At 72.2% G+C, this 25854-nt stretch carries 21 protein-coding genes and 1 pseudogene; 9 read left to right on the forward strand and 13 right to left on the reverse strand.

Going from position 1 to position 25854, the window contains the following annotated elements:
* On the forward strand, nucleotides 1–705 hold the full coding sequence (locus AC07A4_RS16765) for a DUF4232 domain-containing protein (RefSeq protein WP_478598696.1): 705 nt from the start codon (nucleotides 1–3) through the stop codon (nucleotides 703–705).
* On the opposite strand, the gene AC07A4_RS16770 is transcribed toward AC07A4_RS16765, so the two are convergent.
* A complete protein-coding gene (locus AC07A4_RS16770) occupies nucleotides 671–1735 on the reverse strand; it encodes a lipoate--protein ligase family protein (RefSeq protein ID WP_478598698.1) in 1065 nt (354 codons plus the stop codon). The two genes, AC07A4_RS16765 and AC07A4_RS16770, sit on opposite strands and share 35 nt — an antisense overlap.
* Nucleotides 1736–2202: 467 nt before the next feature.
* Here AC07A4_RS16770 and AC07A4_RS16775 point away from each other — a divergent pair, with 467 nt between their 5' ends.
* From AC07A4_RS16775 to AC07A4_RS16805, 7 genes are all read left to right on the forward strand, one after another.
* Nucleotides 2203–3084 (forward strand): helix-turn-helix transcriptional regulator, encoded by an 882-nt coding sequence (locus AC07A4_RS16775; protein ID WP_478598700.1) that lies wholly within the window; start codon nucleotides 2203–2205, stop codon nucleotides 3082–3084.
* A gap of 9 nt (nucleotides 3085–3093) precedes the next feature.
* Nucleotides 3094–4917 carry a gamma-glutamyltransferase family protein gene (locus tag AC07A4_RS16780; RefSeq protein ID WP_478598702.1) on the forward strand — a complete coding sequence of 608 codons (1824 nt, stop codon included), beginning with the start codon at nucleotides 3094–3096 and terminating at the stop codon, nucleotides 4915–4917.
* A 194-nt stretch (nucleotides 4918–5111) separates the two neighbouring features.
* Nucleotides 5112–5972, forward strand: a complete 861-nt coding sequence (locus AC07A4_RS16785; RefSeq protein WP_478598703.1) for an inositol monophosphatase family protein — start codon at nucleotides 5112–5114, stop codon at nucleotides 5970–5972.
* Between the two features lie 169 nt (nucleotides 5973–6141).
* Nucleotides 6142–7554 (forward strand): phytoene desaturase family protein, encoded by a 1413-nt coding sequence (locus AC07A4_RS16790; RefSeq protein WP_478598706.1) that lies wholly within the window; start codon nucleotides 6142–6144, stop codon nucleotides 7552–7554.
* Nucleotides 7551–8078 carry an O-acetyl-ADP-ribose deacetylase gene (locus AC07A4_RS16795; RefSeq protein WP_478598709.1) on the forward strand — a complete coding sequence of 176 codons (528 nt, stop codon included), beginning with the start codon at nucleotides 7551–7553 and terminating at the stop codon, nucleotides 8076–8078. Before AC07A4_RS16790 ends, AC07A4_RS16795 begins: the two co-directional genes overlap by 4 nt.
* A gap of 287 nt (nucleotides 8079–8365) precedes the next feature.
* Nucleotides 8366–9853 carry an AlkA N-terminal domain-containing protein gene (locus AC07A4_RS16800; protein WP_478598712.1) on the forward strand — a complete coding sequence of 496 codons (1488 nt, stop codon included), beginning with the start codon at nucleotides 8366–8368 and terminating at the stop codon, nucleotides 9851–9853.
* A 30-nt stretch (nucleotides 9854–9883) separates the two neighbouring features.
* Complete coding sequence (locus tag AC07A4_RS16805) at nucleotides 9884–10378, forward strand: methylated-DNA--[protein]-cysteine S-methyltransferase (protein WP_478598714.1); 495 nt, start codon at nucleotides 9884–9886, stop codon at nucleotides 10376–10378.
* Nucleotides 10379–10387: 9 nt separating this feature from the next.
* On the opposite strand, the pseudogene AC07A4_RS16810 reads toward AC07A4_RS16805, so the two are convergent.
* The 4 genes and pseudogenes from AC07A4_RS16810 to AC07A4_RS16825 all read right to left on the reverse strand — a co-directional run.
* A pseudogene (locus tag AC07A4_RS16810) lies at nucleotides 10388–10699 on the reverse strand (DUF4326 domain-containing protein); the annotation flags it as partial.
* Nucleotides 10696–11232, reverse strand: coding sequence for a PaaI family thioesterase (locus tag AC07A4_RS16815; RefSeq protein ID WP_478598716.1), 537 nt, complete (start codon nucleotides 11230–11232; stop codon nucleotides 10696–10698). The gene AC07A4_RS16815 and the pseudogene AC07A4_RS16810, both read right to left, overlap by 4 nt.
* A gap of 88 nt (nucleotides 11233–11320) precedes the next feature.
* Entirely contained in the window at nucleotides 11321–11815 is a 495-nt protein-coding gene (locus AC07A4_RS16820; protein ID WP_478598718.1) for an NUDIX domain-containing protein, read from the reverse strand.
* Between the two features lie 31 nt (nucleotides 11816–11846).
* A complete protein-coding gene (locus AC07A4_RS16825; protein WP_478598720.1) occupies nucleotides 11847–12959 on the reverse strand; it encodes an ADP-ribosylglycohydrolase family protein in 1113 nt (370 codons plus the stop codon).
* A 249-nt stretch (nucleotides 12960–13208) separates the two neighbouring features.
* On the opposite strand from AC07A4_RS16825, the gene AC07A4_RS16830 reads away from it, so the two are divergent.
* Nucleotides 13209–14333 (forward strand): glycerate kinase, encoded by a 1125-nt coding sequence (locus AC07A4_RS16830; protein WP_478598965.1) that lies wholly within the window; start codon nucleotides 13209–13211, stop codon nucleotides 14331–14333.
* A 41-nt stretch (nucleotides 14334–14374) separates the two neighbouring features.
* On the opposite strand, the gene AC07A4_RS16835 is transcribed toward AC07A4_RS16830, so the two are convergent.
* From AC07A4_RS16835 to AC07A4_RS16870, 8 genes are all read right to left on the reverse strand, one after another.
* Nucleotides 14375–14773 (reverse strand): hypothetical protein, encoded by a 399-nt coding sequence (locus tag AC07A4_RS16835; protein ID WP_478598722.1) that lies wholly within the window; start codon nucleotides 14771–14773, stop codon nucleotides 14375–14377.
* A gap of 109 nt (nucleotides 14774–14882) precedes the next feature.
* Nucleotides 14883–18926 (reverse strand): GDSL-type esterase/lipase family protein, encoded by a 4044-nt coding sequence (locus AC07A4_RS16840; protein WP_478598724.1) that lies wholly within the window; start codon nucleotides 18924–18926, stop codon nucleotides 14883–14885.
* Nucleotides 18927–19414: 488 nt separating this feature from the next.
* Nucleotides 19415–20269, reverse strand: coding sequence for a CDP-diacylglycerol--serine O-phosphatidyltransferase (gene pssA / locus AC07A4_RS16845; RefSeq protein WP_478598726.1), 855 nt, complete (start codon nucleotides 20267–20269; stop codon nucleotides 19415–19417).
* On the reverse strand, nucleotides 20256–20912 hold the full coding sequence (locus AC07A4_RS16850; protein WP_478598729.1) for a phosphatidylserine decarboxylase: 657 nt from the start codon (nucleotides 20910–20912) through the stop codon (nucleotides 20256–20258). The genes pssA and AC07A4_RS16850 overlap by 14 nt, the downstream gene beginning before the upstream one ends.
* 182 nt (nucleotides 20913–21094) lie before the next feature.
* Nucleotides 21095–22309, reverse strand: a complete 1215-nt coding sequence (locus AC07A4_RS16855; protein WP_478598732.1) for an acyl-CoA dehydrogenase family protein — start codon at nucleotides 22307–22309, stop codon at nucleotides 21095–21097.
* Nucleotides 22310–22311: 2 nt separating this feature from the next.
* Entirely contained in the window at nucleotides 22312–22824 is a 513-nt protein-coding gene (locus AC07A4_RS16860; protein ID WP_478598734.1) for a MaoC family dehydratase, read from the reverse strand.
* 5 nt (nucleotides 22825–22829) lie between these two features.
* Nucleotides 22830–23804, reverse strand: a complete 975-nt coding sequence (locus AC07A4_RS16865) for an HpcH/HpaI aldolase/citrate lyase family protein (protein ID WP_478598737.1) — start codon at nucleotides 23802–23804, stop codon at nucleotides 22830–22832.
* Complete coding sequence (locus tag AC07A4_RS16870; protein WP_478598739.1) at nucleotides 23801–25852, reverse strand: protein meaA; 2052 nt, start codon at nucleotides 25850–25852, stop codon at nucleotides 23801–23803. The genes AC07A4_RS16865 and AC07A4_RS16870 overlap by 4 nt, the downstream gene beginning before the upstream one ends.
* Between the last annotated feature and the right edge of the window lie 2 nt (nucleotides 25853–25854).

Raw genomic sequence — 25854 nt, forward strand, 5'->3', positions numbered from 1 at the left:
ATGAGCCGCATACCGCTGAGACGCGCCGCTGTGCTTGGTGTCGGCGCCCTGCTGATCGCGGGGTGCGGACAGGGGGACGGGCGGAACGAGGGTGAGGGGAGCGCTCCTGGGGCAGGCGTGCCCTCGGGGCCCGTCACGGCCGATTCGCTCGACCCGGACGACTTCCACCGCTACGGAGCCGAGCTGGCGGAGCAGCCGCCGCAGCCGTCCCGTGACTGCGCGGGCAGGACCGGCACCCTGCTCGAGCAGGGCCCGGTGGACAGAGCGATGGGGCTGCGGGCGATGACGCTGTGGCTCACCCACTGCGGCACCAGCACGTACCGTCTCGACGGCTACCCGACGCTCCAGGTGCTCGACGAGGACGGCACCGCCTTCGACGTGCACAGCCTCCGGGGCGCGGAGCCCATCACGACCGCTGTGAAGGACCCCGGGCCGCACCCGGTGACGCTCCGGCACGGCGAGTCGGCGACCGCGGGGGTGGTGTGGCGCAACACCTACGCCAACACCACCAAGGACCCCGTCCACGGCACCCGGCTCCAGGTGCTGCCCGTCCCCGGCAGGCCCGCGCGGACCGTCGCCCCCGACGGCGGGATCGACCTCGGCAGCACGGGCCGCATCGGCGCGACGGCCTGGACGAAGGCCCCGGCGGCCGAGCCCCGTACCGGAAGGCCTACGGCACCCGCGCCGTCCACTCCGGCGAGCTGAACTTCGTCCGCGCGAGCTCCTCGGCGCGGGCCAGCTCGGCGTCGCTGACCTTGCCCGCCGCCAGGCCGTACCGCCCGCGGAAGGAGTCGATCATCTTCCCGATGACGGCTTCGCGGGGCAGGCCGGTCTGGCGGCGCAGCGGGTCCACGCGCTTCTTGGCGCTGGTGGTGCCCTTGTCGGAGAGCTTCTCGCGGCCGATGCGGAGCACCTCGGTCATCTTGTCGGCGTCGATGTCGTAGGCCATGGTCACGTGGTGGAGCACCGCGCCCGGGGTGCCGCCGGGGCCGACCATCCGCTTCTGCGCGGCACCGGCGATCTTCCCGGCGTCCGTGGCGATGTCGTTCAGCGGCTGGTACCAGGCCTTGACGCCCATGTCGCCGAGCGCGCCGAGCACCCAGTCGTCGAGGTAGGCGTAGCTGTCCTGGAACGACAGGCCCTGCACGAGGGCGTCGGGCACGGACAGCGAGTACGTGATGGTGTTGCCCGGCTCCACGAACATCGCGCCGCCGCCGGAGATCCGCCGCACCACGCCGATGCCGTGGCGCTCGGCGCCCTGCGGGTCGACCTCGTTGCGCAGGGACTGGAAGCTGCCGATGATCACCGAAGGGGCGCCCCACTCCCACACCCGCAGCGTCGGCGGCCGCCGCCCGGCGGCGACCTCCTCCGTCAGGACCTGGTCGAGCGCCATGTGCAGCGCGGGCGGCTGCGGGCCCTCGTGGACGAGCTGCCAGTCGTAGTCCGTCCAGTCCGTGGCGTGCGCGAGGGCACGCCGCACGGCGATCGCGACGCCCTCGGCCGTGAGCCCGTACATCACCGTCCCTGGGGGCAGGGCCGCCTCCACGCGCGCGGCGAGCCCGGGCGCGTCGGTGTCGGCGGGGGCGCCCTCCAGGGCGGCGTCGATGGCGAGGATCGCCTCGTCCGGTTCGAGGAAGAAGTCCCCGGCCACCCGCACCCGGCACAGCCGCCCGTCCTCGACGTCCAGATCCACCACGACGAGCTTGCCGCCCGGGACCTTGTACTCGCCGTGCACCGCACACCCTCCTGCCCACGGGGCACCCGGCCCCGGCCATCCACAACGTTCCGGCCTCAACGGTAACCGGAACACCAGGGTGAGGGGGTTCCTTCGCGGTGTTGTGCGTACACCGTACGCTGAGTGATCGTCGCTGTTCTGATGAACCATCAGGGCATATATGCTAAGGAGTTTCTGTCCCGTTGGCGGGACATGTCTCCCTGGGGAATTCTGAGGTGGGGGCGCCCGGCGGGAATCTGGTGTCGTGGTGAGGTGTGTTGCCTGGCCGGACGGCTCTTCTCGCATCCAGTGGTGGTGAGTTCGCCGGATCGGCGGGGCGGCTTCGGCTGGCGCTCGCCGTGGTTACTCGTTCCAGACTCGCTCAGCCTGGGCGTCGAGTGGTATGGGTAAAAGTGCGTATCGACCCTCAGGAGCGCGTTAGGGACGCGTTAGCGGCGCATAAAAAACGGGGAGACATGGTGTCTGGAATGTCTGTTCTATCGGTGGGGCAGTACGAGCGTATGCTCAACCTCGCCGTGGCCGCGCTGCGGGAACAGGACCCCCGGCGGTTATGGGACCCGGTGGTGACGGAGCTGCTGCGCACCTGTGGCGGGGAGTTCGTGTTCCTGAAGCGGGACGAACAGCCGGGCGGCGAGGGCGTGATGCGCTTCTGGGCGGCGGACACGGCGACCGCGCGGGAGCCGGACGCGGCGGTGCGCGAGCGCATCCACCGCGCCTGCCCGCTGGCCGACCACTACGCCTCCTCCGGCGACCGCGCCCCGCGCACCGCCGCCGAGATCCTCGGCGAGCGCGCCTGGCGCGCCAGCGCGGCGGCGCGGCTGCTGCGCGACGCCCTCGGCACGGAGCATCTGCTCGGCCTGCCGCTGCCGGACGCCTCACGGCCGTTCCGGTACTTCCTGGTCTGCCGCTCGGGCCCGGCCTTCACCACGGCCCAACTCGCCTACGCGCGCCGCATCCAGCCCCTCCTCGAAGGGGTCGACCGCCAGGCCCAGCTCCTGGAGTGCTGGCACGCGGCCAGCGCGACACCCGCGACACCGCCGGGCGGCCGGAAAGCCCCCGCCCCCGACAGCACGGCGGCCGAGCACGCGACGCCCGGCGGCGACCTCACGCCGCGCGAGCTGACCGTCCTCGGACTGCTCGCCGACGCGCTGACGGCCGCCGTCATCGGGCGCCGCCTCGGCATCTCCGTACACACCGCGCAGAAACACATCCAGAGCATCTACCGCAAACTCGGCACCAGGGACCGGGTGGCCACCGTCCTGCGGGCGCAGACGCACGGCCTGCTCCCCGGCGCGGCGGGCGTACCGGATGCCGGACCGGGCGGCCGTGGGCGCGGCCACCGGGACTAGCCTGCGGGCATGTTCACGACGCGCCCCACGCTTCAGGGCACCTTCGGCATGGTGTCGTCCACGCACTGGCTCGCCTCGCAGTCCGCGATGGCCGTCCTCGAAGACGGCGGCAACGCCTACGACGCGGCCGTCGCCGCCGGCTTCGTCCTGCACGTCGTCGAGCCGCACCTGAACGGGCCCGCGGGCGAGGTGCCGCTCCTCCTCGCGCCCGCCACGGGCCCGGTGCGGGTCCTGTGCGGGCAGGGCGTGGCGCCCGCCGGGGCCACCGTCGCCCACTACCGCGACGAGCTGGGCCTCGACCTCGTGCCCGGCACCGGACCGCTGGCCGCGGCCGTGCCCGGCGCGTTCGACGCCTGGATGCTGCTCCTCAAGGACCACGGCACCAAGCCGCTCGCCGACGTCCTGAAGTACGCCATCGGGTACGCCGAGGACGGGCACGCCCCCGTGGAGGGCGTCGGCGTGACCGTGGAGGCGGTGCGCGAGCTGTTCGAGACCGAGTGGACGTCGTCGGCGGAGGTGTACCTGCGAGGCGGCGCGGCGCCCGCGCCGGGGGAGCTGTTCCGCAACCCGAGCCTGGCCGCCACCTGGCGGCGCCTGCTCGCCGAGGCGCGGGCGGCGGGCGGCGACGACCGCGTGGCGCAGATCGAGGCGGCACGCGCGGTGTGGCGCACCGGCTTCATCGCCGAGGCCCTGGTGCGCCAGGCCGCCCGGCCCACCATGGACACCAGCGGCACGCGCCACACCGGCACGCTCACGGCCGCCGACCTCGCCGCCTGGTCGGCGACGTACGAGGACCCGGTGACGTACGACTGGCGGGGCTGGACCCTGTGCAAGGCGGGCCCCTGGAGCCAGGGCCCCGCCCTCCTCCAGCAACTCGCCCTGCTGCCGCCGGAACTGCCCGCGTACGGCTCCGCCGACTACGTGCACCTGCTCGTCGAGGGCTGCAAGCTCGCCATGGCCGACCGCGAGGCCTGGTACGGCGACGCCGCCGACGTGCCCCTCGACGACCTCCTCTGCGCGACCTACAACGCGGGGCGGCGCGCCCTCGTCGACGGCGAGGCCTCCCACAAGCTCAGGCCGGGCAGCCCCGGCGGCCGCAAGCCGCGCCTGCCCGCCCACGCGCGGGCGGTCGCCTCCGGGGAACCGGCCCCCCACGCGCGGGGCGCCCTGGCGGGCACCGGGGCCGCCGCGGGCGCCGGTGAGCCCACCGTCGCCCGGGACGGCGCCACCCGGGGCGACACCTGTCACCTGGACATCGTCGACCGCTGGGGCAACATGGTCGCCGCCACGCCCTCCGGCGGCTGGCTCCAGTCCAACCCGGTGGTGCCCGAACTCGGCTTCCCCCTGGGCACCCGCCTGCAGATGGCGTGGCTGGAGGAGGGCCTCGCGAACACGCTCACCCCGGGCCGCCGCCCGCGCACCACGCTCACGCCGTCGCTCGCCCTCAAGGACGGCGTGCCCGTCATGGCGTTCGGCACGCCGGGCGGCGACCAGCAGGACCAGTGGCAGCTGCACTTCTTCCTCGCGGTGGCCCTGCGCGGGGCCGTCCGCGGCGGGCTCGACCTCCAGGGCGCCATCGACGCCCCGAACTGGCACAACGAATCCTTCCCCGAGTCGTTCTACCCGCGCGGCATGCGGCCCGGCAGCGTCACTGTGGAGTCCCGCACCGACCCGGCCGTCGTCGCCGAACTGCGCCGCCGGGGACACGAGGTGACCGTGGGGAAGGCCTGGTCGGAGGGGCGGCTGTGCGCGGTGGCGCGGGACCCGCGCACCGGGGTGCTCTCGGCGGCCGCGAACCCGCGGGGGATGCAGGGGTACGCGGTGGGGCGCTAGGGGCTGCTGAGGGGGCTCCGGCGGGGCGCTAGGGCCTGCTGAGGGGGCTCCGGCGGGGCGCTAGGGCCTGCTGAAGGGTCTCCGGCGGGGCCGGGCCGACTGACGCGGCGGGGGAACCGTCGGTTTCATCCGGATTCCACCCTCTGTTCACCCCGCGCGCACGGGATGTCAGTGCCGCGTGCTCTCATGGAGTCATGATCGAAACGCAGGGACGACACATCAAGGAAAGCATCGACGACTTTCTCGCACGTCAGGCCGCCGACGTGGAGCGCGTGATCCGCGAGGCCGCCGCCGAGGAGATCACGCCGCGGTTCCGGCAGCTCGCCGCCGCGGACGTCGTCCAGAAGAGCGGCCCCCACGACCTGGTCACGGTCGCCGACCGCAGGGCGGAGGAATTCCTCACCCGCGAGCTCACGGCACTGCTGCCCGGCTCCGCCGTCGTCGGCGAGGAGGCGGTGCACGCTGATCCCTCCGCCTATGAGGCGATATCCCGCGAAGCGCCGGTGTGGATCGTCGATCCCGTCGACGGGACACGCCAGTTCGTCCACGGAGACCCCGGTTTCTGCACGCTCGTCGCCCTCGCCCTGGACGGCGTCGTGCTCGCCTCCTGGACGTACGCGCCCGCGCTCGACGCCTTCGCCACGGCGATCCGCGGCCGGGGCGCCGCCCTGAACGGCACGGCGCTGCGCACCGGCGCCCCGGAGCCCGGCCGCCCCCTCACGGTGGCCACCTCCCACCCGGACTTCACCACGGACGACCAGAAGCACGCCCTGATCGGCCTGCGCGCCGACGGCTTCGCCCCCCGGCCCTGCGGCTCCGCGGGCCTGGAGTACCTCGCCGTGGCCCGCGGCGAGCTCGACGCCGTGGCGTTCAGCTGGGAGCTGGCCTGGGACCACGCGGCGGGGCTGCTCCTGGTCGAGGAGGCGGGCGGCGCCCACCTCACGCGCGAGGGCGTGCCCTTCGCCATCACCGGGGGCAACGCCCTGCCGTTCACCGCCGCCCGGGACGAGGCCACGGCCCGGCGTGTCGCCGACGCCCTCGCGGGCGGGGCCTGAGCGCGGGCCCGCCCGCGCGGCGGGCCCTCCGCCCGGCCGGGGCGGGGCCCGGGGGCGGGCGGCGACGGGCCGCGGCCGCAGGCCCCCGCGACCTCGGCGGCGCGGTTCCTCCGGCATATCCTGTGCGGCACTGGCCATCGGCTGACAAAGGAGTCCGAAGGTGCCGTCGATGCTCGATGCCGTCGTCGTGGGAGCGGGACCGAACGGCCTGACCGCCGCCGTCGAGCTGGCCCGCCGCGGCCACTCGGTGGCCGTCTTCGAGGCCCGGGACACCGTCGGCGGCGGCGCCCGCACCGAGGAGCTCACGCTGCCCGGCTTCCGGCACGACCCGTGCGCGGCCGCGCACCCCCTTGGCATCAACTCCCCGGCGTTCCGCGCCCTGCCCCTGGAGCGGTACGGCCTCGAGTGGCTGCACGCCCCGCTGCCCATGGCCCACCCGTTCCCCGACGGCGGCGCCGCCGTGCTCTCGCGCTCCGTCGCCGAGACCGCGGCCTCCTTCGGCCCGCGCGACGCGGGCACCTACCGACGGCTCGTCGAGCCCTATCTGCCCCACTTCGACGCGCTGGTACGGGACTTCATGGCGCTGCCCCTGACCGCGCTGCCCCGCGACCCCGTGCGGCTCGCCCGCTTCGGGCTGCTCGGGCTTCCGCCGTCGACGTGGCTGCTGCGGCGCTTTCGCGACGAACCGGCGCGGGCGCTGTTCGCCGGGCTCGTCGCCCATGTCATCGCGCCCCTCAACGGCCTCGCGACCAGCGCCGTCGGCATGGTCTTCGCGCTCGCCGCCCACGCGCGCGGCTGGCCCGTCGCCCGCGGAGGCTCCCAGTCCATCTCCGACGCCCTCGCCGCGTACCTGCTGGACCTCGGCGGCACCGTCCACACCGACTACGAGGTCAAGCGCCTCGACGACCTGCCGCCCGCGCGCGCGTACGTCTTCGACACCTCGCCCGCCGCGCTCGCCCGCATCGCGGGACTCGGCCGCTACTACGACGGGTACCGGTACGGCGCCAGCGCGTTCAAGATCGACTACGCGCTCGACGGGCCCGTGCCCTGGACCGCGCGGGCGCCGCGGCGCGCCGGGACCGTGCAGATCGGCGCCGACAGCCGGGAGATCGGCGCCGCGCTGCGCGCCGCAGCGCGTGAGGGCCGGGCCCCGGACGCGCCGTTCCTGATCACCGTCCAGCCCGGCGTCGCCGACCCCTCCCGCGCGCCCGAGGGCAAGGAGGTCTTCTGGGCGTACGGGCACGTCCCCAACGGCTGGCAGGGCGATCTGACCGACGCCATCGAGCGGCAGCTGGAGCGCTTCGCGCCCGGCTTCCGCGACCGGGTCCTCGCCCGCGCCACCGCGGGCCCGCCCCAGCTCGCCGCCCGCAACGCCAACTACGTGGGCGGCGACATCGCCTGCGGCGCGGCCAGCGGACTGCAACTGCTCCTGCGGCCCCGGCTCACCGCGTTCCCGTACCGCACGCGGCACCCCGCCGTGTTCCTCTGCTCGTCCGCGACCCCGCCAGGACCCGGCGTGCACGGCATGTCCGGGCACAACGCAGCCAAGGCCGTCTGGAAGCGGCTGCGGGAGGACCGGTGACCGCCCGGATCACGCTCGTCCAGGGCGACCTCACCCGGCAGCGCGCCGACGCCCTCGTGAACGCGGCGAACTCCTCCCTGCTCGGCGGGGGCGGCGTCGACGGCGCCATCCACCGCCGCGGCGGCCCCGAGATCCTCGCCGACTGCCGCCGACTGCGCGCCGCGCGCTACGGCAAAGGCCTGCCGACCGGCCAGGCGGTGGCCACGACGGCCGGGCGCCTCGACGCGGCCCACGTGATCCACACGGTGGGCCCCGTCTGGTCCGCCACCGAGGACCGCTCCGCGCTGCTGGCCTCCTGCTACCGCGAGTCCCTGCGCGTCGCCGCCGCCGTCGGCGCCCGCACGGTGGCCTTCCCCGCGATCTCGACGGGGGCGTACCGCTGGCCGATGCGCGACGCCGCCCGCATCGCCGTCCACGCCGTACGGGACGCCCCGGAAGCGGCCACCTTCGAGGAAATCCGCTTCGTCCTCTTCGACGAGCCAGCACTCCAGGCGTTCGAGGAGGCCCTGGCAGCACAAGGCTGATGTCGTTTTCCCGCCAGCCACCACCCCCACCGATCCCCGATCCTTAACCCATGCCCACCCCCACCACTCCCACGCCCTGGACGGCCCAGCCCGCCCGCACCAGGGCGGGCCCACTGACAGCCACACCAACGCGGTCCGAGCCCGCGGGGCAGGGCCGCACCGCAGGGCGAGAGCGCCCCGCCGGTCTGGGCCGCCCCGCTGGGCAGGATCGCCACGCAGGGCACGCAGCACAGCAGCCCCCCGCACCGCAGGTGCAGTCACCCCCGAAAACAGCCGCGCCCGCAGGGATGCACGGGGACTTCGAGCGGTGTGTCCGTGTCGTGCGGTCCAAGGACGGGCGGTTCGACGGGTGGTTCTTCACCGCCGTGCTGACCACGCGGATCTACTGCCGGCCCAGCTGCCCGGTCGTGCCGCCCAAGCCCGAGAACATGACGTTCTACCCGAGCGCCGCAGCCTGCCAGCAGGCCGGGTTCCGGGCCTGCAAGCGGTGCCGGCCCGACAGCAGCCCGGGGTCGCCCGAGTGGAACCAGCGGGCCGACCTCGTGGCCCGGGCCATGCGGCTCATCGCCGACGGCGTCGTCGACCGCGAGGGCGTGCCGGGCCTCGCCACCCGCCTCGGCTACAGCACCCGCCAGGTCGAGCGCCAGCTCCTCGCCGAGCTCGGTGCCGGGCCGCTCGCGCTCGCCCGCGCCCAGCGCGCGCAGACCGCGCGGCTGCTCATCGAGACGACCGCGCTGCCCATGGCGGAGATCGCCTTCGCCGCGGGTTTCTCCTCGATCCGTACGTTCAACGACACGGTCCGCGAGGTCTTCGCGCTCGCCCCCGGCGAACTGCGCACCCGCGCGGCCACCCGCAAGGGCCACGAAGGACGCACCCCCGGAGCCAACGGCACCCTCTCGCTGCGGCTGCCCTTCCGGGCCCCGCTCCACCCCGACAACCTCTTCGGCCACCTCATCGCGACGGCCGTCCCCGGCGTCGAGGAGTGGCGCGACGGCGCCTACCGCCGCACCCTGCGCCTGCCCTACGGGCACGGCATCGCCGCCCTCACCCCGCACCCCGACCACATCGCCTGCCGCCTCACCCTCACCGATCCGCGCGACCTGACCCTCGCCATCAGCCGCTGCCGCAGGCTCCTCGACCTGGACGCCGACCCCGTCGCCGTGGACGGCCAGCTGCGCGCCGACCCGCTGCTCGCCCCGCTCGTCGACAAGGCCCCCGGGCGGCGCGTGCCGCGCACCGTGGACGAGGCCGAGTTCGCGGTGCGCGCCGTCCTCGGGCAGCAGGTCTCCACGGCCGCCGCCCGCACCCACGCCGCGCGCCTCGTCACCGCGCACGGCGATCCCGTCGAGGACCCCGAGGGCGGCCTCACCCATCTTTTCCCCACGCCTGAGGCCCTCGCCGCCCTCGACCCCGAGTCGCTCGCGCTGCCCCGCAGCCGCCGCACCACCCTGACGACCCTCGTACGCCACCTCGCCGGCGGCACCCTCCAGCTCGGCGTCGAGAACGACTGGGAGCGGGCCCGCGCCCAGCTCACCGCGCTGCCGGGCTTCGGTCCGTGGACCACGGAGGTCATCGCCATGCGGGCGCTCGGCGACCCGGACGCGTTCCTGCCCTCCGACCTCGGCGTCCGGCGCGCCGCCCAGGGGCTCGGCCTGCCGCACACGCCCGCCGCGCTCACCGCCCGCGCCGCGGCCTGGCGCCCCTGGCGCGCGTACGCCGTCCAGTACCTGTGGGCCACCGACGATCACCCGATCAACCACATCCCCGCACCCTGAGACCGCCAGAACCGGAGGGCCCGCACCGCCATGCAGCACACGCACCGCACGCACACCGTCATCGACAGCCCCTACGGACCGCTCACCCTCGTCGCCACCGACGGCACCCTCAGCGGCCTGTATATGACCGAGCAGCGCCACCGCCCCGCCGACGAGACCTTCGGCGACCGCGACCCCGAGGCCTTCGGCCCGGTGACCGAGCAGCTCACCGCGTACTTCGCGGGCGAGCTGAAGGAGTTCGACCTGCCGCTGCACCTGCACGGCACACCGTTCCAGCGATCCGTCTGGCAGCGGCTCCTGGAGATCCCGTACGGCGAGACCCGTACGTACGGGCAGCTCGCCGACGCCCTCGGCAAGCCCGCGGCGTCCCGCGCCGTCGGCCTCGCCAACGGCAAGAACCCCATCAGCGTCATCGTGCCGTGCCACCGCGTCATCGGCGCGAACGGCGGCCTGACCGGCTACGGCGGCGGCGTCGACCGCAAGCGGCGGCTGCTGGAGTTCGAGAACGGGGCCGCGCTGTTCTAACCCCCGGCCCCCGCCCCCGGAGTCGGCGAGCTCGGCGATCACCTCGGCGTGACAGGGCTCCGGCACGCACCAGCACCCAAGGCGCCGCCCCCGCAGCTCCGGCAGCAGCGCGAGCAGGTCGGGGCGGCTGAGCAGATGGTCCCGGTACATCGCCACGACCTCCTCGCGCGTCCCGTCCTTGCCGGGCCGGAAGGGGCTGGCAAGCGGCGAGCCCGCCAGGTCCCAGCCGCCCCGGTGCAGGGCGCGGCCCACATAGACGACGTCGGCGTAGTCCGGGTCGCCGCGGTGGCCCTTGAGGTTCACGACGGTCGTACGGCTCATGACCGCGCGCCGCTTCCCGCACCCGGCGCCGCGAAGACCGCGCAGGTCGTCGTGGCGTGGGCGCGCAGCTTGCCGTCGGCGGCGGAGACGACCCGGGCCTCGGCCGTGGCGGTGGTCCGCCCGACGTGGACGGCGGTCGCCTCGCAGCGCAGCCGCGCCGTGTCGGCGAACACCGGACGCACGAAGTTCACGCTGAGCTGCGTCGTGGTGTAGGCCCGGCCCCGGGGCAGCACGGTGGCGATCGCGCAGCCCAGGGCGGAGTCGAGCAGGGTGGCCAGATAGCCGCCGTGCACGGTCCCCATCGGGTTGAGCAGATGCTCGCCGGGGTCGCCCTCGAACACGGCCCTGCCCTCACCGAACTCCACCAGGCGGTAGCCGAGGGTGGAGGCGATGGGCGGCTCCGGGAGCTCCCCGGCGGCGATCTTCTGGAGGTGTTCGAGCCCGCTCAGGTCGCCCGCCTCGGCCCAGGGCACCGGCGGCCTCCAGGAGTGCGTACGGACCCGGGGCTCCTCAGGGTGTGCTGGTGCTGTCATCGACGTGCTCCGCCCTTCCGCGCTCGCCGAGCGCTCCCCACCGACTCTCCCCGGCTTCGGCGCGGACCGCGCGCCGAAGCAGGCGGAATCACGCGACCCGGTGGCCGTCCTCCAGCTCCACCGTGCCGCTGCCCGCGTCCAGCGCGTCGAGCGCCGCGAGGACCCGGCGCGCGTGCGGCACCGCCAGGTACGACGGCACATCCGCACGGTCCACCAGGCGCCACGACAGGAGCTCCTCCTCCTGGAGTCTGATCGTCTGGAACCGCTCCTCGGGCAGCACCCCGCCGTCGTACAGATACGCCACCAGCGGCGGCCGCGTCGCCGTCCCCGGCACCCAGTCGATCGCGAGCAGCCCGCCGAGCTCGACGTCCAGGCCGACCTCCTCGGCGGTCTCCCTGCGCGCGCCCTGCCGCGGACTCTCCCCCGCGTCCGACTCGACGGTGCCGCCCGGAAGCGCCCATCCCTCGCGGTAGTTGGGCTCGACGAGCAGCAGGCGGCCCGCCGGATCGCGGATGAGGGCGGCGGCTCCGGCGAGGACGCGGGGCAGCCCGGCGATGTACGCGGTGTAGTCGAGGGTCGTCACGGGGGAAGCGTAGCCGCAGCGGCCCGAGCGCCTACGCGGGCGGCGGCGCCGCCGTCGCGGACGCCCGCGCCAACTCCGTGGTGCGGGCCGCCAGTTCGCTGACGCGGGCCCCGTCGTAGCCGAACACCGCGCTCCTGACCCGGTCCTCCAGCGGCTCGCGCCACCGCCCCGGAATCGCCGCCGCCCCGCACAGGACGCCCGCGAACGACCCGGCGGTCGCGCCGTTGGAGTCCGTGTCCAGGCCGCAGCGCACGGTCAGCGCGAGCGTGCGCGTGAAGTCGCCCCCGCCGTACAGCAGTCCGGCGGTGAGCACGGCGACGTTCGGCACCGCGTGGATCCAGCCGAGCCCCGCCGTCTCGCCGTCCAGGGCCGTGAGCGTCTCCTCCCAGCTCAGCCGCGCCTCGTGCAGCGCCGCCACCCGGCGCGCGGTGCGCGCGATCCGGCAGCCCGCCGGGATCACCCCGAGCGCGCGGTCCACCGCCTCGCGCGGCCCGGCCGCCGTGAACGCGGCCGCGATCAGCGCCGCCGCCCACATCGCCGCGTACACGCCGTTGCCGGTGTGCGAGAGCACCGCGTCCCTGCGGGCCAGGGCCGCGGCCCGCACCGGCTCGCCCGGGCACGTCCAGCCGTAGACGTCGGCGCGGATCAGGGCGCCGATCCACTCCTGGTACGGGTTGTCGTACGTCGCGGTCAGCGGCGGCCGCAGGCCGTTCACGAGGTTGCGGTACGCCGCGCGCTCCGCCGTGAACGTCTGCCGGTACGGCAGCCGCAGCAGCCACAGCTCGCCCACGTCCTCGGTGCTGAAGTCGAAGCCGCGCGTGCGCAGCAGTTCGAGGCCGAGGATCGCGTAGTCCACGTCGTCGTCGCGGCAGCTGCCGCTGATGCCGCCGCGCACGCAGGAGGGCCACTCGGGCCGCAGCTCGAAGCCGGTGGCGCCGGGCGGGGGCGGGGGCAGGTAGTCGGTGAGCGGGAGGGCGTCGGTGAGCCGCAGATAGCGGTCGATGCGGTCGCGGGTCCAGTAGTCGCCGCGCTCGACGGGCTTGCCGAGCATGTTGCCCGCGATCCGGCCGAGCCAGCCGCCGAGCACCTTGTCCGCGAGGTCCGTGCCGGGTGCCGTCAGCGTCGTGGGCGTCGTGGGCGTCATGGGTCCGGTCTACCGAATTCCCGGACGCCGCGCCCCCCGGTCGCCCGCATCAGCCACGGCGGCCGCGGGCCGCCCCTGCGCCCCTGGGCAGCGGGCCCCTCCTGCGGTTATGGTCGCAGCGGCGCGACTGCCTTGACGCGAGCAAGGCCCGAAAGCTAAGGGGAATGCAAGGTGGCGGACGCTGCAGCGACGACAGCTCACGACGGGGGCCACGGCGCCGCGCACGGCGACGGCCGTGACCGAGGCCATGTGCTGATCGCCGCGGACAAGTTCAAGGGGTCGCTCACCGCGGTGCAGGTCGCACAGCGCGTGACGGAGGGCCTGCGCCACGTCGTGCCGGACCAGCCGGTGCGGGCACTGCCCGTCGCGGACGGCGGCGACGGCACGGTCGACGCGGCCGTCGCGGCCGGGTTCGAGCGCCGGAGCGTACGGGTCACGGGACCGCTCGGCACCCAGGTCGACGCGGCGTACGCGCTGCGCGAGGGCACCGCCGTGGTGGAGATGGCGGAGGCCTCGGGCCTGCAACGGCTGCCCGACGGCGTGTTCGCGCCGCTCACCGCGACGACGTACGGCACCGGCGAGCTGCTCCGCGCCGCCCTCGACGCGGGCGCGCGCACCGTCGTCTTCGGCGTCGGCGGCAGCGCCACCACCGACGGCGGCGCGGGCATGCTGGCCGCGCTCGGCGGGCGGTTCCTGGACGCGGCCGGGCAGCCGGTCGCCCCCGGCGGCGGGCCGCTGCGCGACCTGGCGACCGCCGACCTGTCCGGGCTCGACCCGCGCCTGAAGGACACCGACATCGTCCTCGCCAGCGACGTCGACAACCCGCTCACGGGCCCCAAGGGCGCCCCCGCGGTCTACGGCCCGCAGAAGGGCGCATCGCCCGAGGACGTGGCGGCCCTGGACACCGCGCTCGCGCACTTCGCCCGGGTGCTCGCCGACGCGGTGGGCCCGGCGGCCCTGGAGCACGCCGAGGCACCCGGCGCCGGAGCGGCGGGCGGCATCGGCTACGGCGCCCTCGTGGGCCTCGGCGCGTCCTTCCGGCCCGGCATCGAGGTGATGCTCGACGTGCTCGGCTTCGCGCCCGCCCTGGCCGGGGCACGGCTCGTCATCACCGGCGAGGGCTCCCTCGACCAGCAGACCCTGCACGGCAAGGCGCCCGCGGGGGTGGCGGCCGCCGCCCGCGCCGCCGGTGTCGACGTCGTCGCCGTCTGCGGCCGCCTGGCCCTGTCCCCGTCGGCACTCGGCGCCGCGGGCATCCGCCGCGCCTACGCCCTCACGGACCTGGAACCCGACGTCCAGCGCTGCCTGACCGAGGCGGGCCCGCTCCTGGAACGGGTGGCGGCGGCCGTCGCCAGGGACTACCTCAGCGCCTGAACCCCACCGGGCCGGGCCGCCGCGGTCCGGCCCGGTCGGGCTCAGCCGGTGCCGCTGTCGCTGTCGCTCCGGTGACCGGACAGCAGCGCGCAGATCAGGACGTACGAGACGAGGGCGGGCACGGGCATGTGCCCGCCCGACTGGTCGATGGCGTCGATGGAGTAGCCGGAAAGCCCCAGCCAGACCACGCTCCCGACGACGACGAGCCGCTGGGTGCCGGTCTCCCGCGTCAGGCGCATCACGGCCCACAGCAGCAGCGGCATGAGCGCCCAGGAGGCGAGCGTGGTGAGGACGAACTGGGTGGCTCCGGCGAACCACGCGTCCGGGTCCTGGTCCTTGGCATCGCGCGCCCACGCGTAGCCGCCGGACATGACGGTGTGGCAGGCGGCCGTGGCCATGGTGGCGGCGAGGGCGCCTTTGGCGTGTCGTATGTAGTCCATGTCGATTCCGAGACCGTGCGGGACGGGCCCCGGCACGCGTGCCGGGGCCCGTCGGTCAGCTGTGGCCGAACCGCTCGACGGCGGGTCCGGTCGTGGGTGTGCCCGGGCGTTACCGCAGGCCGCGCTCCAGGGCGTCAGCGTACAGGCGGGCGCCGGCTATCTTCGGGTGGAAGGACTTCATCGACGGCTGGGGAAGCGAGTTGTCCGCCTCGGACCGGCCGCCGGTGACGATGCCGTGAATGGACTCGGGGTCGCCGCAGATCGCCTTGCCGTTGAACTCCTGCGCGGGGTCGATGAACGTCGCCCCGTTCTCCTTGGCGGCCGCCGCCATCTCCTTGGTCAGGTGCGGGCTGATCTCGTCGTTCAGCCAGAGAACCTCCGCCACGTTGGTTCCGGGCACGCAGGCGCCGCCCTTCTCAAAGAGCGGGGGATAGCCCATGAGGACGACCTTGGCGTTCGGCGCCCGGTCCTTGATCTCCTTGAGGACCCTCGCGATGCGCGGTTTCACCTGGCTGGTGATCCAGTCGGGGAGGAAGTTCCTCAACGCCCCGGTCAACCTACCGGTCTTGCTTCCCGTGTCCGGATCCCTCATCTCGAACTCGGCGTCCTGGCAGAGCTTGATGCCCGCGTAGAGGATGCATTCCGAGATCACGTCGGCGAACAGCGAGTCGTTGCCGCCCACGGCGAGGGTGACCAGGTCGGTGTTCTTGTCGAGATAGCCGAGGTCCATCTGGGGCAGCGAGTTGTCCTGGGTCTTGCCGCCCGACCACATGTTGTACGTACGGGCGCCGGAGCAGGCGACGAAGCTCAGGTCGACATTGCCGTACGTATCCGAGAGCTCACCGATGGACTTGGACTTCCCCGGCAGCTTCGCCTCACGGATCCAGGCGTACTTGGAGCGGTGGCACTTGTTGACCACCCCGTCCTTGCCGATGTCCTCCCGGTAGTCCGTCTCCCGGAAGTAGTCCTTTCCGTCCTTGTCGTCCGCGCCCTCACCGGAGGCGAAGGAGTCGCCCATGCCGACCACCTGGTAGGGCTTGGAGTCGAGGTGCTGGAAGGCGACGGCGTCCCAGGCGATGTCCACCGACACGTCCTCTTCGGTGATGTTGGACAGCGACACCTTCGGAGATCCGGTGAAGTTGAACACGCCGAGTGACCGCCACTCGTTGCCGCGGACGCGCTGCGGGGCGACCCGGTGCGGAGGAGTGGTGGCATCGGTGCCGGACACCGAGTACTTCGCCTGCTGGGAGCGCGCGGCGACGTTCGGCATGTGGACCAGGACGCGGGTCCAGCCCTTGGTGGAGCTGGGTCCTGTCCACGTCCCCGTGACCTTCAGCCGCTTCGCCTCCTCGGAGCTGGCCTTGCGCGTACTGGAGAACCACATGTGGTTGCCGTATCCCACCCCGAGCTGATGCGTGTCCATCTTCGCTGAAGGTGAGGCGAAGTCGAACTTGAACGAGCCGGACGACTGGGCGCTGTCCGTGCATCTTCTGAGGTCGGAACCCGCGACGCGCTGACCGGTGTTGAGGTTGTCGACGACCGGGGTGCCCAGCGGGAGTCCGGATTCGCACCGGGGCGGGTGGGAGTTGCCGTCCGCCTCCTCCGGATAGGTGTTGTCGAAGCGGAACAGCTCGAAGCCGCACTCGCGGTTGTCGCAGTTCTTCCACGCGACCTTCGTGTTCCACCAGCACTTCCAGTCCGAACGCTGGCAGGGTCCGGTGGCGGGGGAGTCGTTCGACGCCCCCTCCTTGATCTTCGCCGGGTCGCATTCGTTGGAGCCGCTGCAGAACTGGTGGACCGGCGGCTTCGACGTGATGCGGTGCGGGGTGGTGGTCCACCAGGCCGGGCGGTAGCCGTGGACGAGCTTGCCCGGCTCCTCCAGCGTCTCCAGCGGATTCGCGGCCCAGCCGATGACCTTCTCCGGGTACGGCCAGAACTGCGGCTTCGCGGCGTGCGAGTAGTCGGGGCCACCGGCCGCGGTCTGGAGGAACGGGTTGCGGTTGGGCTTGAAGGTGGGATTGGCGGGATTGTTGGCCCAGCCCACACCCCACTTGCCGCCGTTCTTCCCCGTATCCGACTTCGGGTAATAGCCGGAGTTGTAGGCCCAGAGGGCGAAGAACCAGTTCTCGATCCCCTTCGGGTCGCCGTTGTTGACGGTCATCCCGTCGGCGCGCGTCGAGTTCCACTTCTCGGCGAGGATGTTCACGCCCGCCGCGACGTTCGCCGTGTAGTCGAGCGCCACGGCCTCCTGGTACGCGCGCGGCTTGGCGGGCCGGGCGGGCCCGTCCTCGTAGGGCTTGCCGGGCAGCCGCATGCCGTCGGTGACCTGCGTGATGCCGTAGCCGCAGTCCGCGGCCTTCCAGTTGATGGCCCAGGGGTCGTTGACGCCCCCGTGCTCATCGTGCTTGAGGCCGTAGTAGTTGCCGATGAGGCTGTTGGCGGTGGTGCCCGGCGCGGCGAAGCGGGTGGCCTGCCACATGTTGGATTCCTGCGCGGTGATGCCGAGGAATACCTGCGCGGGAATGCGGCCACCGCCGGAGAGCGGAGTGAGACCGCCGATGAGGGACTGGGGCTTGTAGGCGCCCATGCCCATGTTCTTCCAGTTCGCGGGCCGGGAGACATGGCCGTCGAGGTTGCCCTCGACGGACCGGTTGACCGCCCATTCGATCTGGCGGGGCTTCGGCTGGAACGCCTGCTTCTGCGGGTTGCCGCGCTCCACCGAGCAGGTGCGCTCGGACTCCGGCTCGGAGATGTCCAGGCGCGACTGCCCGCCGCGGCCCTTGCCGGCGCCGCCCCCGACCGGGGCGGTGCCGAGGGCGGGGGAGCGGTCCTGCCCCTCGGCCGGGTCGGGGTTGACCGGGGCCGTGGCCGGGTTGGCCTCGAAGTCGGGGGTGCTCTTGGTGGGCAGGTGGCGCATCTCGATGTGCGCCGTGCGCGCCGTCGCGTACTCGGACGCGCGGATGCGGGTGTCCTTGCCGTCGGCCCACGCGGCGGTCACGGCGGCGTGCGCCCGGGTGGAGGCGGTGGCGTCCTTGTCGATCCCGCCCGGGTTCCGCACGCCCTTGGGCAGCGGCCCGACGCTCTTCGCGGCGCCGGTGACGAGCGCGGTCCCGTCGGCGGAGCGCGTGAGGTCGACGTCGGCCAGAGCGCCCTCGGCGACCGTACGGGCCTTCGCCGCCGCACCCGCGACCTGGCCGCCCGTGAGGTACTTGACCTTGGTCGCAGGGCCCGCGGGAGCCTTCGCCGCACCGCGCTTCGCGGCGCCCTTCGTGGCTTTCTCCGGGGCCTTCCCGTCGCGCCCGCGGTCGAGGAAGGCGAGACCTCCGCCCCGGGTGACGGAGAGGCTGAAGGGGACGTTGTCCGTGCGCGTGACCAGCTGGGGCTTGGCGTCCTCGCCGATCCGCACGATCGCGTTGCCCTGCGCGGCGACGAGCCCTTCGCGGGTCGGGACCGCGGAGGTGATCTGGCCGTCGATCGTGACCGACCCGGCCGTCTTCCCGGTGCGGGCGTCGATCGTGATCAGGCGCGTCTCGTTCTCGTCCGACGTCTTCTCGTCGGTGAACTGCGAAAGGACCGCCTGCTCGCCATCGCCGCAGCCGGGCGAGAAGTAGGCGAGACTCGCCTGGTACGGGAGCTTCCTGACCGCGCCCGTCTTCAGGTCGACGGTGGCCGTGAACGCGCCCCGCGCCATCAGGTCCGGCTTGTTGGTGAAGGTGCGCGGCGCGTACGCGACGAGGGCGCGGTCGCCGGAGGCGGTGACGCAGGCGTTGCCGATCCAGGTGTCGGTGTCGAAGAACCCGGGCTCGGTCAGGGTCGCGGCGGTCTTCCACCGGTATCCGTCGGCCTCGTCGGCGGTCATCAGATGGAATCCGGTGGCGTCACCGATGGTGGTCCACGCGGTGTCGGCGGACTTGGCGTAGCCGTCGCCGAGCACCTCGCCGCGGTCCTTGGCGGGAACCCGGTCCTTGGGGCCGTCCTCGTCCGCCCGCTTGGACGGAGCGGGCGCGTCGCCGCGCCCTTCGGCGGCCTTGGCGGGTGCGGATGGTCGTTCCGTGGCGGGGTAGGCCTGCGTCGCGGTCCCGATCGCTATCGCGGTGGCGATGGCGCAGCTGACGGAGACGCGCGCGGCCCTGAATCTGCTTCTCTGTCTCAAGGCGTTGATTTCCTCGGAGGTGTCGTCACACATTGACTTGACGTGAGCAGGACAAGTGAAAGGCGATGTGGAAGCGCGTTCATCCAGGCCCAGGGCCCTTGCCGGGCCCCGGACTTGAGATCATCTGGTGAGCGTCGATCACTCTACGCACGGCCATGCTCTTTGCACATGCTCACAGTGAATGCGGCAGAGGCTGGCCGGAATTCAGCACGGGGAGTGGAATGCCCTCATCGGGCGCACCGCGACGACGTGGCATGCGTGAGGCCCACAGGCCACCCGAAAGCGGAAGCGCGAGCGGGGGTTCCGAGCGGCGAGGAATGGCCAATTCGCGATGGCCAACGAAAGCTGTCGATCCATGGCTCTCGCGGGAGCGAAAGCGGGCCCGGAGGTGGGAGCGGAAGCGGGCCCGGAGGCGGGAGCGAAGGCGGGCACGAAAAAGGTGGGCCCGAACCTCGAAGGTTCGGGCCCACCCGGTGTCAGCTCAAGCGCTACGGCAGCTGTGCCGCCCGCGCCTCGCGCCGGTTGTCCCGGAAGTTGTTCACCCTGCGGGCCGTGGCGAAGAGGGGGATCACCGCGCCGAGGACCAGCTGCAGCGCGCAGCCGGTCTGGAGCAGCAGCTGCCCGCCCGGCGCGTCGAACGCCCACGCCGCGAGCAGCCCCATCGCCGAGACGATCCACGCCAGCATGGCCACCGCGAGGGGGCCGCGCGGCTTCGGGTACTCGACCCGGCTGACCATCAGCCACGCCGTGCCGATGATCGCGAGGAGCGTGGCCACGAAGGGCAGCTCCAGGAGCACGATGGAGACCACCGTCAGCGCCCCGAAGGGCGACGGCATCCCCTGGAACACGCCGTCGCGCAAGGTCACGCAGGAGAATCTCGCGAGGCGCAGCACCACCGCGAGAAGCACCACGATCGCACCCACCGCCGCGACCCGCTGGTGCGCGTCGTCGGCGACCATCCCGTACACGAGCACGAAGTACGCGGGTGCGAGACCGAAGCTGATCAGGTCCGAGAGGTTGTCCAGCTCCGCGCCCATCGGCGAGCTGCGCAGCTTGCGCGCGACGAGCCCGTCGAACAGGTCGAAGACCGCCGCGCACAGCATCAGGATCACGGCCGTGGCCGCGCTGTGGCGGGCCATGCCCGACTCGTCACTGCCCGTGAGGTGCGGGATGAGGATGCCCGTGGTGGTGAAGTACACCGCCATGAAGCCGCAGGTGGCGTTGCCGAGCGTGAGGGTGTCCGCTATCGAAAGGCGGAGCGAGAGCGGCATCTCCTCATCGGCTTCGTCCTCGGCGGCCTCGGGCACCCAGCCCGTCTGTGCCTCGGGATCAGTCACGGTCAATGCGAGTCACCCCAGCCACGGTCTTCTGCCCGACCTCGACATCCACGTCCACGCCCTCGGGCAGGTAGATGTCGACGCGCGAGCCGAAGCGGATCAGGCCGATGCGCTCGCCCTGCTCCACCTTCGTGCCCTGGGGCACGTACGGCACGATGCGCCGGGCCACCGCGCCGGCGATCTGGATCATCTCGATGTCGCCGAGCTCGGTGTCGAAGTGCCAGACGACGCGCTCGTTGTTCTCGCTCTCCTTGTTGAACGCCGGGACGAAACCGCCGGGGATGTGCTCGACGGAGGTCACCGTTCCGGCCAGCGGCGCGCGGTTGACGTGGACGTTCAGCGGGCTCATGAAGATCGCGACGCGGGTGCGCCCGTCCTTCCACGGCATGATGCTCTGGACGACGCCGTCGGCGGGCGAGATCACCCTGCCCCGGGTGATCTCGCGCTCCGGGTCGCGGAAGAACCACAGCATGCCCGCAGCGAGTGCGGTGGTCGGAACGGCGAGGGTCGCGGCTACCTTGGACCGGCGCGCGCGGGCCAGGCTGAGGGCCGCGGTGGCGACGGTCGGCAGGAGCCACGGCGATGCTCCGCGCGCGAGGCGTACGCCGGCCAGGCTGTCGCGAGGTGCAGAGGTTTGGCTGTGGGGCATGGATGACCTTCGTAGCGGATGATGCCGCACTGCATACGGGGGGACGGCGGCTTTCCCGGGATCGTATCGGTAGCGAGCCACAACTGGGCAAGCCAGGAAGCCGAGTCGGCCGCCGGTGCGTGCTGACTGAGTGTGATCTTCTTCTCGATGTGATCTCGAAGAAACCGCCCCAAAACGGGCATTCAGCCCTGAAGTCGATACTCTTCGAGGAGTCGTCGGCCAATGATCATTTTCTGAATCTCGGCGGTCCCTTCACCGATCAGCAGCATCGGTGCCTCGCGGTACAGACGCTCGATCTCGTACTCCTTGGAGAAGCCGTAGCCGCCGTGGATCCGGAACGCGTCCTCTACGACTTCCTTGCAGTATTCGGATGCCAGGTACTTTGCCATCCCCGCTTCCAGGTCGTTTCGCTCCCCGGAATCCTTTTTGCGTGCTGCGTTCACCATCATCGCATGGGCGGCCTCGACCTTGGTAGCCATCTCGGCGAGCTTGAACTGAATTGCCTGGTGCTGGGCGATGGGCTTGCCGAAAGTGTGCCGTTGCTGGGCATAAGAGACGCCGAGCTCGAAAGCACGCTGAGCGACGCCGCAGCCACGCGCCGCTACGTTCACGCGGCCGACCTCGACGCCGTCCATCATTTGGTAAAAACCCCGGCCCGTGACGCCGCCGAGCACGCGATTGGCCGGAATACGCAGGTCATCCATGATCAGCTCGGTGGTGTCGACCCCCTTGTACCCCATCTTGTCGATCTTGCCCGGGATGGTCAGACCCGGGCGGACCTCGCCGAAGCCCGGTTCCTTCTCCACCAGGAAGGTCGTCATCGAGCGATGGGGCGCCGACGCCGTTTCGGCCGCGGAGTGTCCTTCGTCACTTCTGACGAGCACGGCGACCAGCGTTGACGTTCCGCCGTTGGTCAGCCACATCTTCTGACCGTTCAGGACGTACTCGTCGCCGTCCTTGACCGCCTTCGACGTGATCGCCGACACGTCGGAGCCGAGCCCCGGCTCCGACATGGAGAACGCGCCCCGCACCTCGCCGAGGGCCATCCGCGGCAGGAAGTGCTCCCGCTGCTCCGGCGTGCCGTGCTGCTTGAGCATGTACGCCACGATGAAGTGGGTGTTGATGATGCCGGACACCGACATCCAGCCGCGCGCTATCTCCTCCACGCACAGCGCGTACGTCAGGAGCGACTCGCCGAGCCCGCCGTACTCCTCGGGGATCATCAGGCCGAACAGGCCCAACTCCTTGAGTCCGTCCACGATCGCCTGCGGGTACTCGTCGCGGTGCTCGAGCTCCGTGGCGACCGGGATGATCTCTTTGTCGACGAAGTCACGGACGGTGGCCAGGATTTCCCGCTGCACGTCGGTGAGGCCGTGGGTCTGGGCGAGTCGGCTCATGGCTACTTCTCCTGGATCTTCAGGTCCGGGCGGCCGGGCTGCTCGCCGCCGCGCTCCTTGATGTACGTCTCGGTCGGCACCATCACCTTGCGGCGGAACACGCAGACCAGCGTGCCGTCCTGCTTGTAGCCCTTGGTCTCCACGTAGACGATGCCGCGGTCCGACTTCGACCTGGACGGCGTCTTGTCGAGGACCGTCGTCTCCCCGTAAATCGTGTCGCCGTGGAAGGTCGGCGCCACGTGCTTGAGCGACTCGACCTCCAGGTTGGCGATCGCCTTCCCCGACACGTCCGGCACGGACATGCCGAGCAGCAGGGAGTAGATGTAGTTGCCCACGACGACGTTCTTCCCGAAGTCGGTCGTCTTCTCCGCGTAGTTGCTGTCCATGTGCAGCGGGTGGTGGTTCATGGTGAGCAGACAGAACAGGTGGTCGTCGTACTCGGTGACCGTCTTGCCAGGCCAGTGCTTGTACACGGCGCCGACTTCGAACTCTTCGTAGGTGCGGCCGAACTGCATGTCCCTTACGCCTCCGGAGCCTCGAACGTGCTCGTGCGCCGCATCCCCGCCGCACGACCCTTCCCCGCGATGACCAGCGCCATCTTCCGGCTCGCCTCGTCGATCATCTCGTCGCCGAGCATCGCCGAGCCCTTCTTGCCGCCCTCCTCGGACGTGCAGTACGCGTACGCGTCCAGGATCAGCTCGGCGTGGTCGTAGTCCTCCTGGGACGGCGAGAACACCTCGTTGGCGGCGTCCACCTGGCCGGGGTGCAGCACCCACTTGCCGTCGAAGCCGAGCGCCGCCGCGCGCTGGGCCACCTCGCGGTAGCCGTCCACGTTCTTGATCTGGAGGAAGGGGCCGTCGATCGCCTGCAGATCGTGGGTGCGGGCCGCCATCAGGATGCGCATCAGGATGTAGTGGTACGCGTCCGCCGGATAGCCGGGCGGCTGCATGCCGACGACGAGCGACTTCATGTTGATCGACGCCATGAAGTCCGCGGGGCCGAAGATGATCGTCTCAAGACGTGACGAGGCACCGGCGATCTCGTCAACATTGACCAGACCCTTCGCGTTCTCGATCTGCGCCTCGATGCCGATCCGCCCGACCTCGAAGCCCATCGTCTTCTCGATCTGCGTGAGCAGCAGGTCAAGGGCCACGACCTGCTGGGCGTCCTGGACCTTGGGCAGCATGATGCAGTCAAGGTTCTGGCCCGCGCCCTCAACGACGGTCACGACGTCGCGGTACGTCCACTCCGTCGTCCAGTCGTTGACGCGCACCACCCGCGTCTTGCCCGTCCAGTCGCCCTCGTTGAGGAACTTGACGATCGTGTGCCGCGCCTCGGGCTTGGCCAGGGGCGCGCACGCGTCCTCCAGGTCGAGGAAGACCTGATCGGCGGGCAGGCCCTGGGCCTTCTCCAGGAAGCGCGGGTTGGAGCCGGGGACCGCGAGGCAGGAGCGGCGCGGGCGGAGCCGGTTCACGGCCGGGGGCTGCTGAGTCATGCGGGGACCTCCAGGGGGTCGAGGTGGTTCGCCTTGCGGATCTCGTCGACGATACGACCGATGATCTCCGTGATGCCGAAGTCCTTGGGGGTGAACACGGCGGCCACACCCGCCGCCTTCAGGTCCTCGGCGTCGCTGCTGGGAATGATGCCGCCGGCGATCACGGGAATGTCGTTCGCCCCGGCCGTGCGCAGCCTCGTCAGGACGTCCGGCACGAGCTGCGCGTGCGAGCCGGACAGGATCGACAGGCCCACGGCGTGCACGTCCTCCGCGAGCGCCGCGTCGACGATCTGCTCGGGCGTGAGCCGGATGCCCTGGTAGACGACCTCGAACCCGGCGTCACGGGCGCGGACCGCGATCTGCTCGGCGCCGTTGGAGTGCCCGTCGAGGCCCGGCTTGCCCACCAGGAAGCGGAGCTTGCCGGTGCCGAGGTCGGCGGCCGTCTTCTCGACCTTCTCGCGGACAACGGCGAGCGGCGTGCCCGCCTCGGCGGTGACGGCCACCGGGGCCCCGGAGACGCCCGTGGGCGCCCGGAACTCGCCGAAGACCTCCCGCAGGGCGCCCGCCCACTCCCCGGTGGTCACACCGGCGCGCGCGCACTCCAGGGTGGCCTCCATCAGGTTGCCGGTGCCCGCCGCGACCTCCTTGAGCCGGTCGATGGTCTGCTGGACGGTCGGGAAGTGGAACGGGTCGCCGCCGCCCTGCCGGTCGGAGGACTCCTGACGGGTGGTGCGCCAGTCGCCCACCGCGGTCACCACGCGCGCCTCGACCGCGGGGTCGACCGTCATGATCGCCGTGTCCAGGTCGGAGGTCAGCGGGCTCGGCTCCGTCGACTCGAAGACGTTGACACCGACGATCTTCTCGTCGCCCGCCTCGATCCGCGCGCGGCGCTCCGCGTGCGAGGACACCAGCTGCGACTTGAGGTATCCGGACTCGACGGCCGCCATCGCGCCGCCCATCTGCTCGATGCGGTCCATCTCCTCCAGGGACGCGTCGACCAGCGCCTCCACCTTGGCCTCGACGACGTGCGAGCCCGCGAAGATGTCCTCGTACTCCAGGAGGTCCGACTCGTGCGCGAGGACCTGCTGGATGCGCAGCGACCACTGCTGGTCCCAGGGCCGGGGCAGGCCCAGGGCCTCGTTCCAGGCCGGGAGCTGCACGGCACGCGCGCGTGCGTCCTTGGAGAGCGTGACGGCGAGCATCTCCAGGACGATGCGCTGCACGTTGTTCTCGGGCTGTGCCTCGGTCAGGCCGAGCGAGTTGACCTGCACGCCGTAGCGGAAGCGCCGCTGCTTGGGGTTCACGACGCCGTAGCGCTCGCGGGTGACCCGGTCCCAGATGCGGGAGAAGGCCCGCATCTTGCACATCTCCTCGACGAAGCGGACGCCCGCGTTGACGAAGAACGAGATGCGGCCGACGACGTCGCCCTTGCGGTCCTCGGGGATCTGGCCGGAGGCGAACACCGCGTCGAGGACGGCGATCGCCGTGGACATCGCGTACGCGATCTCCTGGACCGGGGTGGCCCCCGCCTCCTGCAGGTGGTAGCTGCAGATGTTGATCGGGTTCCACTTGGGGATGTGGTTGACCGTGTAGCAGATCATGTCCGTCGTCAGCCGGAGCGAGGGACCCGGCGGGAACACGTGGGTGCCGCGGGACAGGTACTCCTTGACGATGTCGTTCTGCGTCGTCCCCTGGAGGAGGCCGATGTCGGCGCCCTGCTCCTCCGCGACGACCTGGTACAGCGCGAGCAGCCACATGGCGGTCGCGTTGATCGTCATGGAGGTGTTCATCTGCTCCAGGGGGATGTCCTGGAACAGCCGCCGCATGTCGCCGAGGTGAGAGACGGGGACGCCGACCCGGCCCACCTCCCCGCGCGCGAGGATGTGGTCCGGGTCGTAGCCGGTCTGCGTCGGCAGGTCGAAGGCGACCGAGAGTCCGGTCTGGCCCTTGGCGAGGTTGCGCCGGTAGAGCTCGTTGGACGCCTCGGCGGTGGAGTGACCGGCGTAGGTCCGCATGAGCCACGGCCGGTCCTTCTGGCGCTCAGTCATCT

Source organism: Streptomyces sp. NPDC043996 (genome assembly GCF_056435225.1).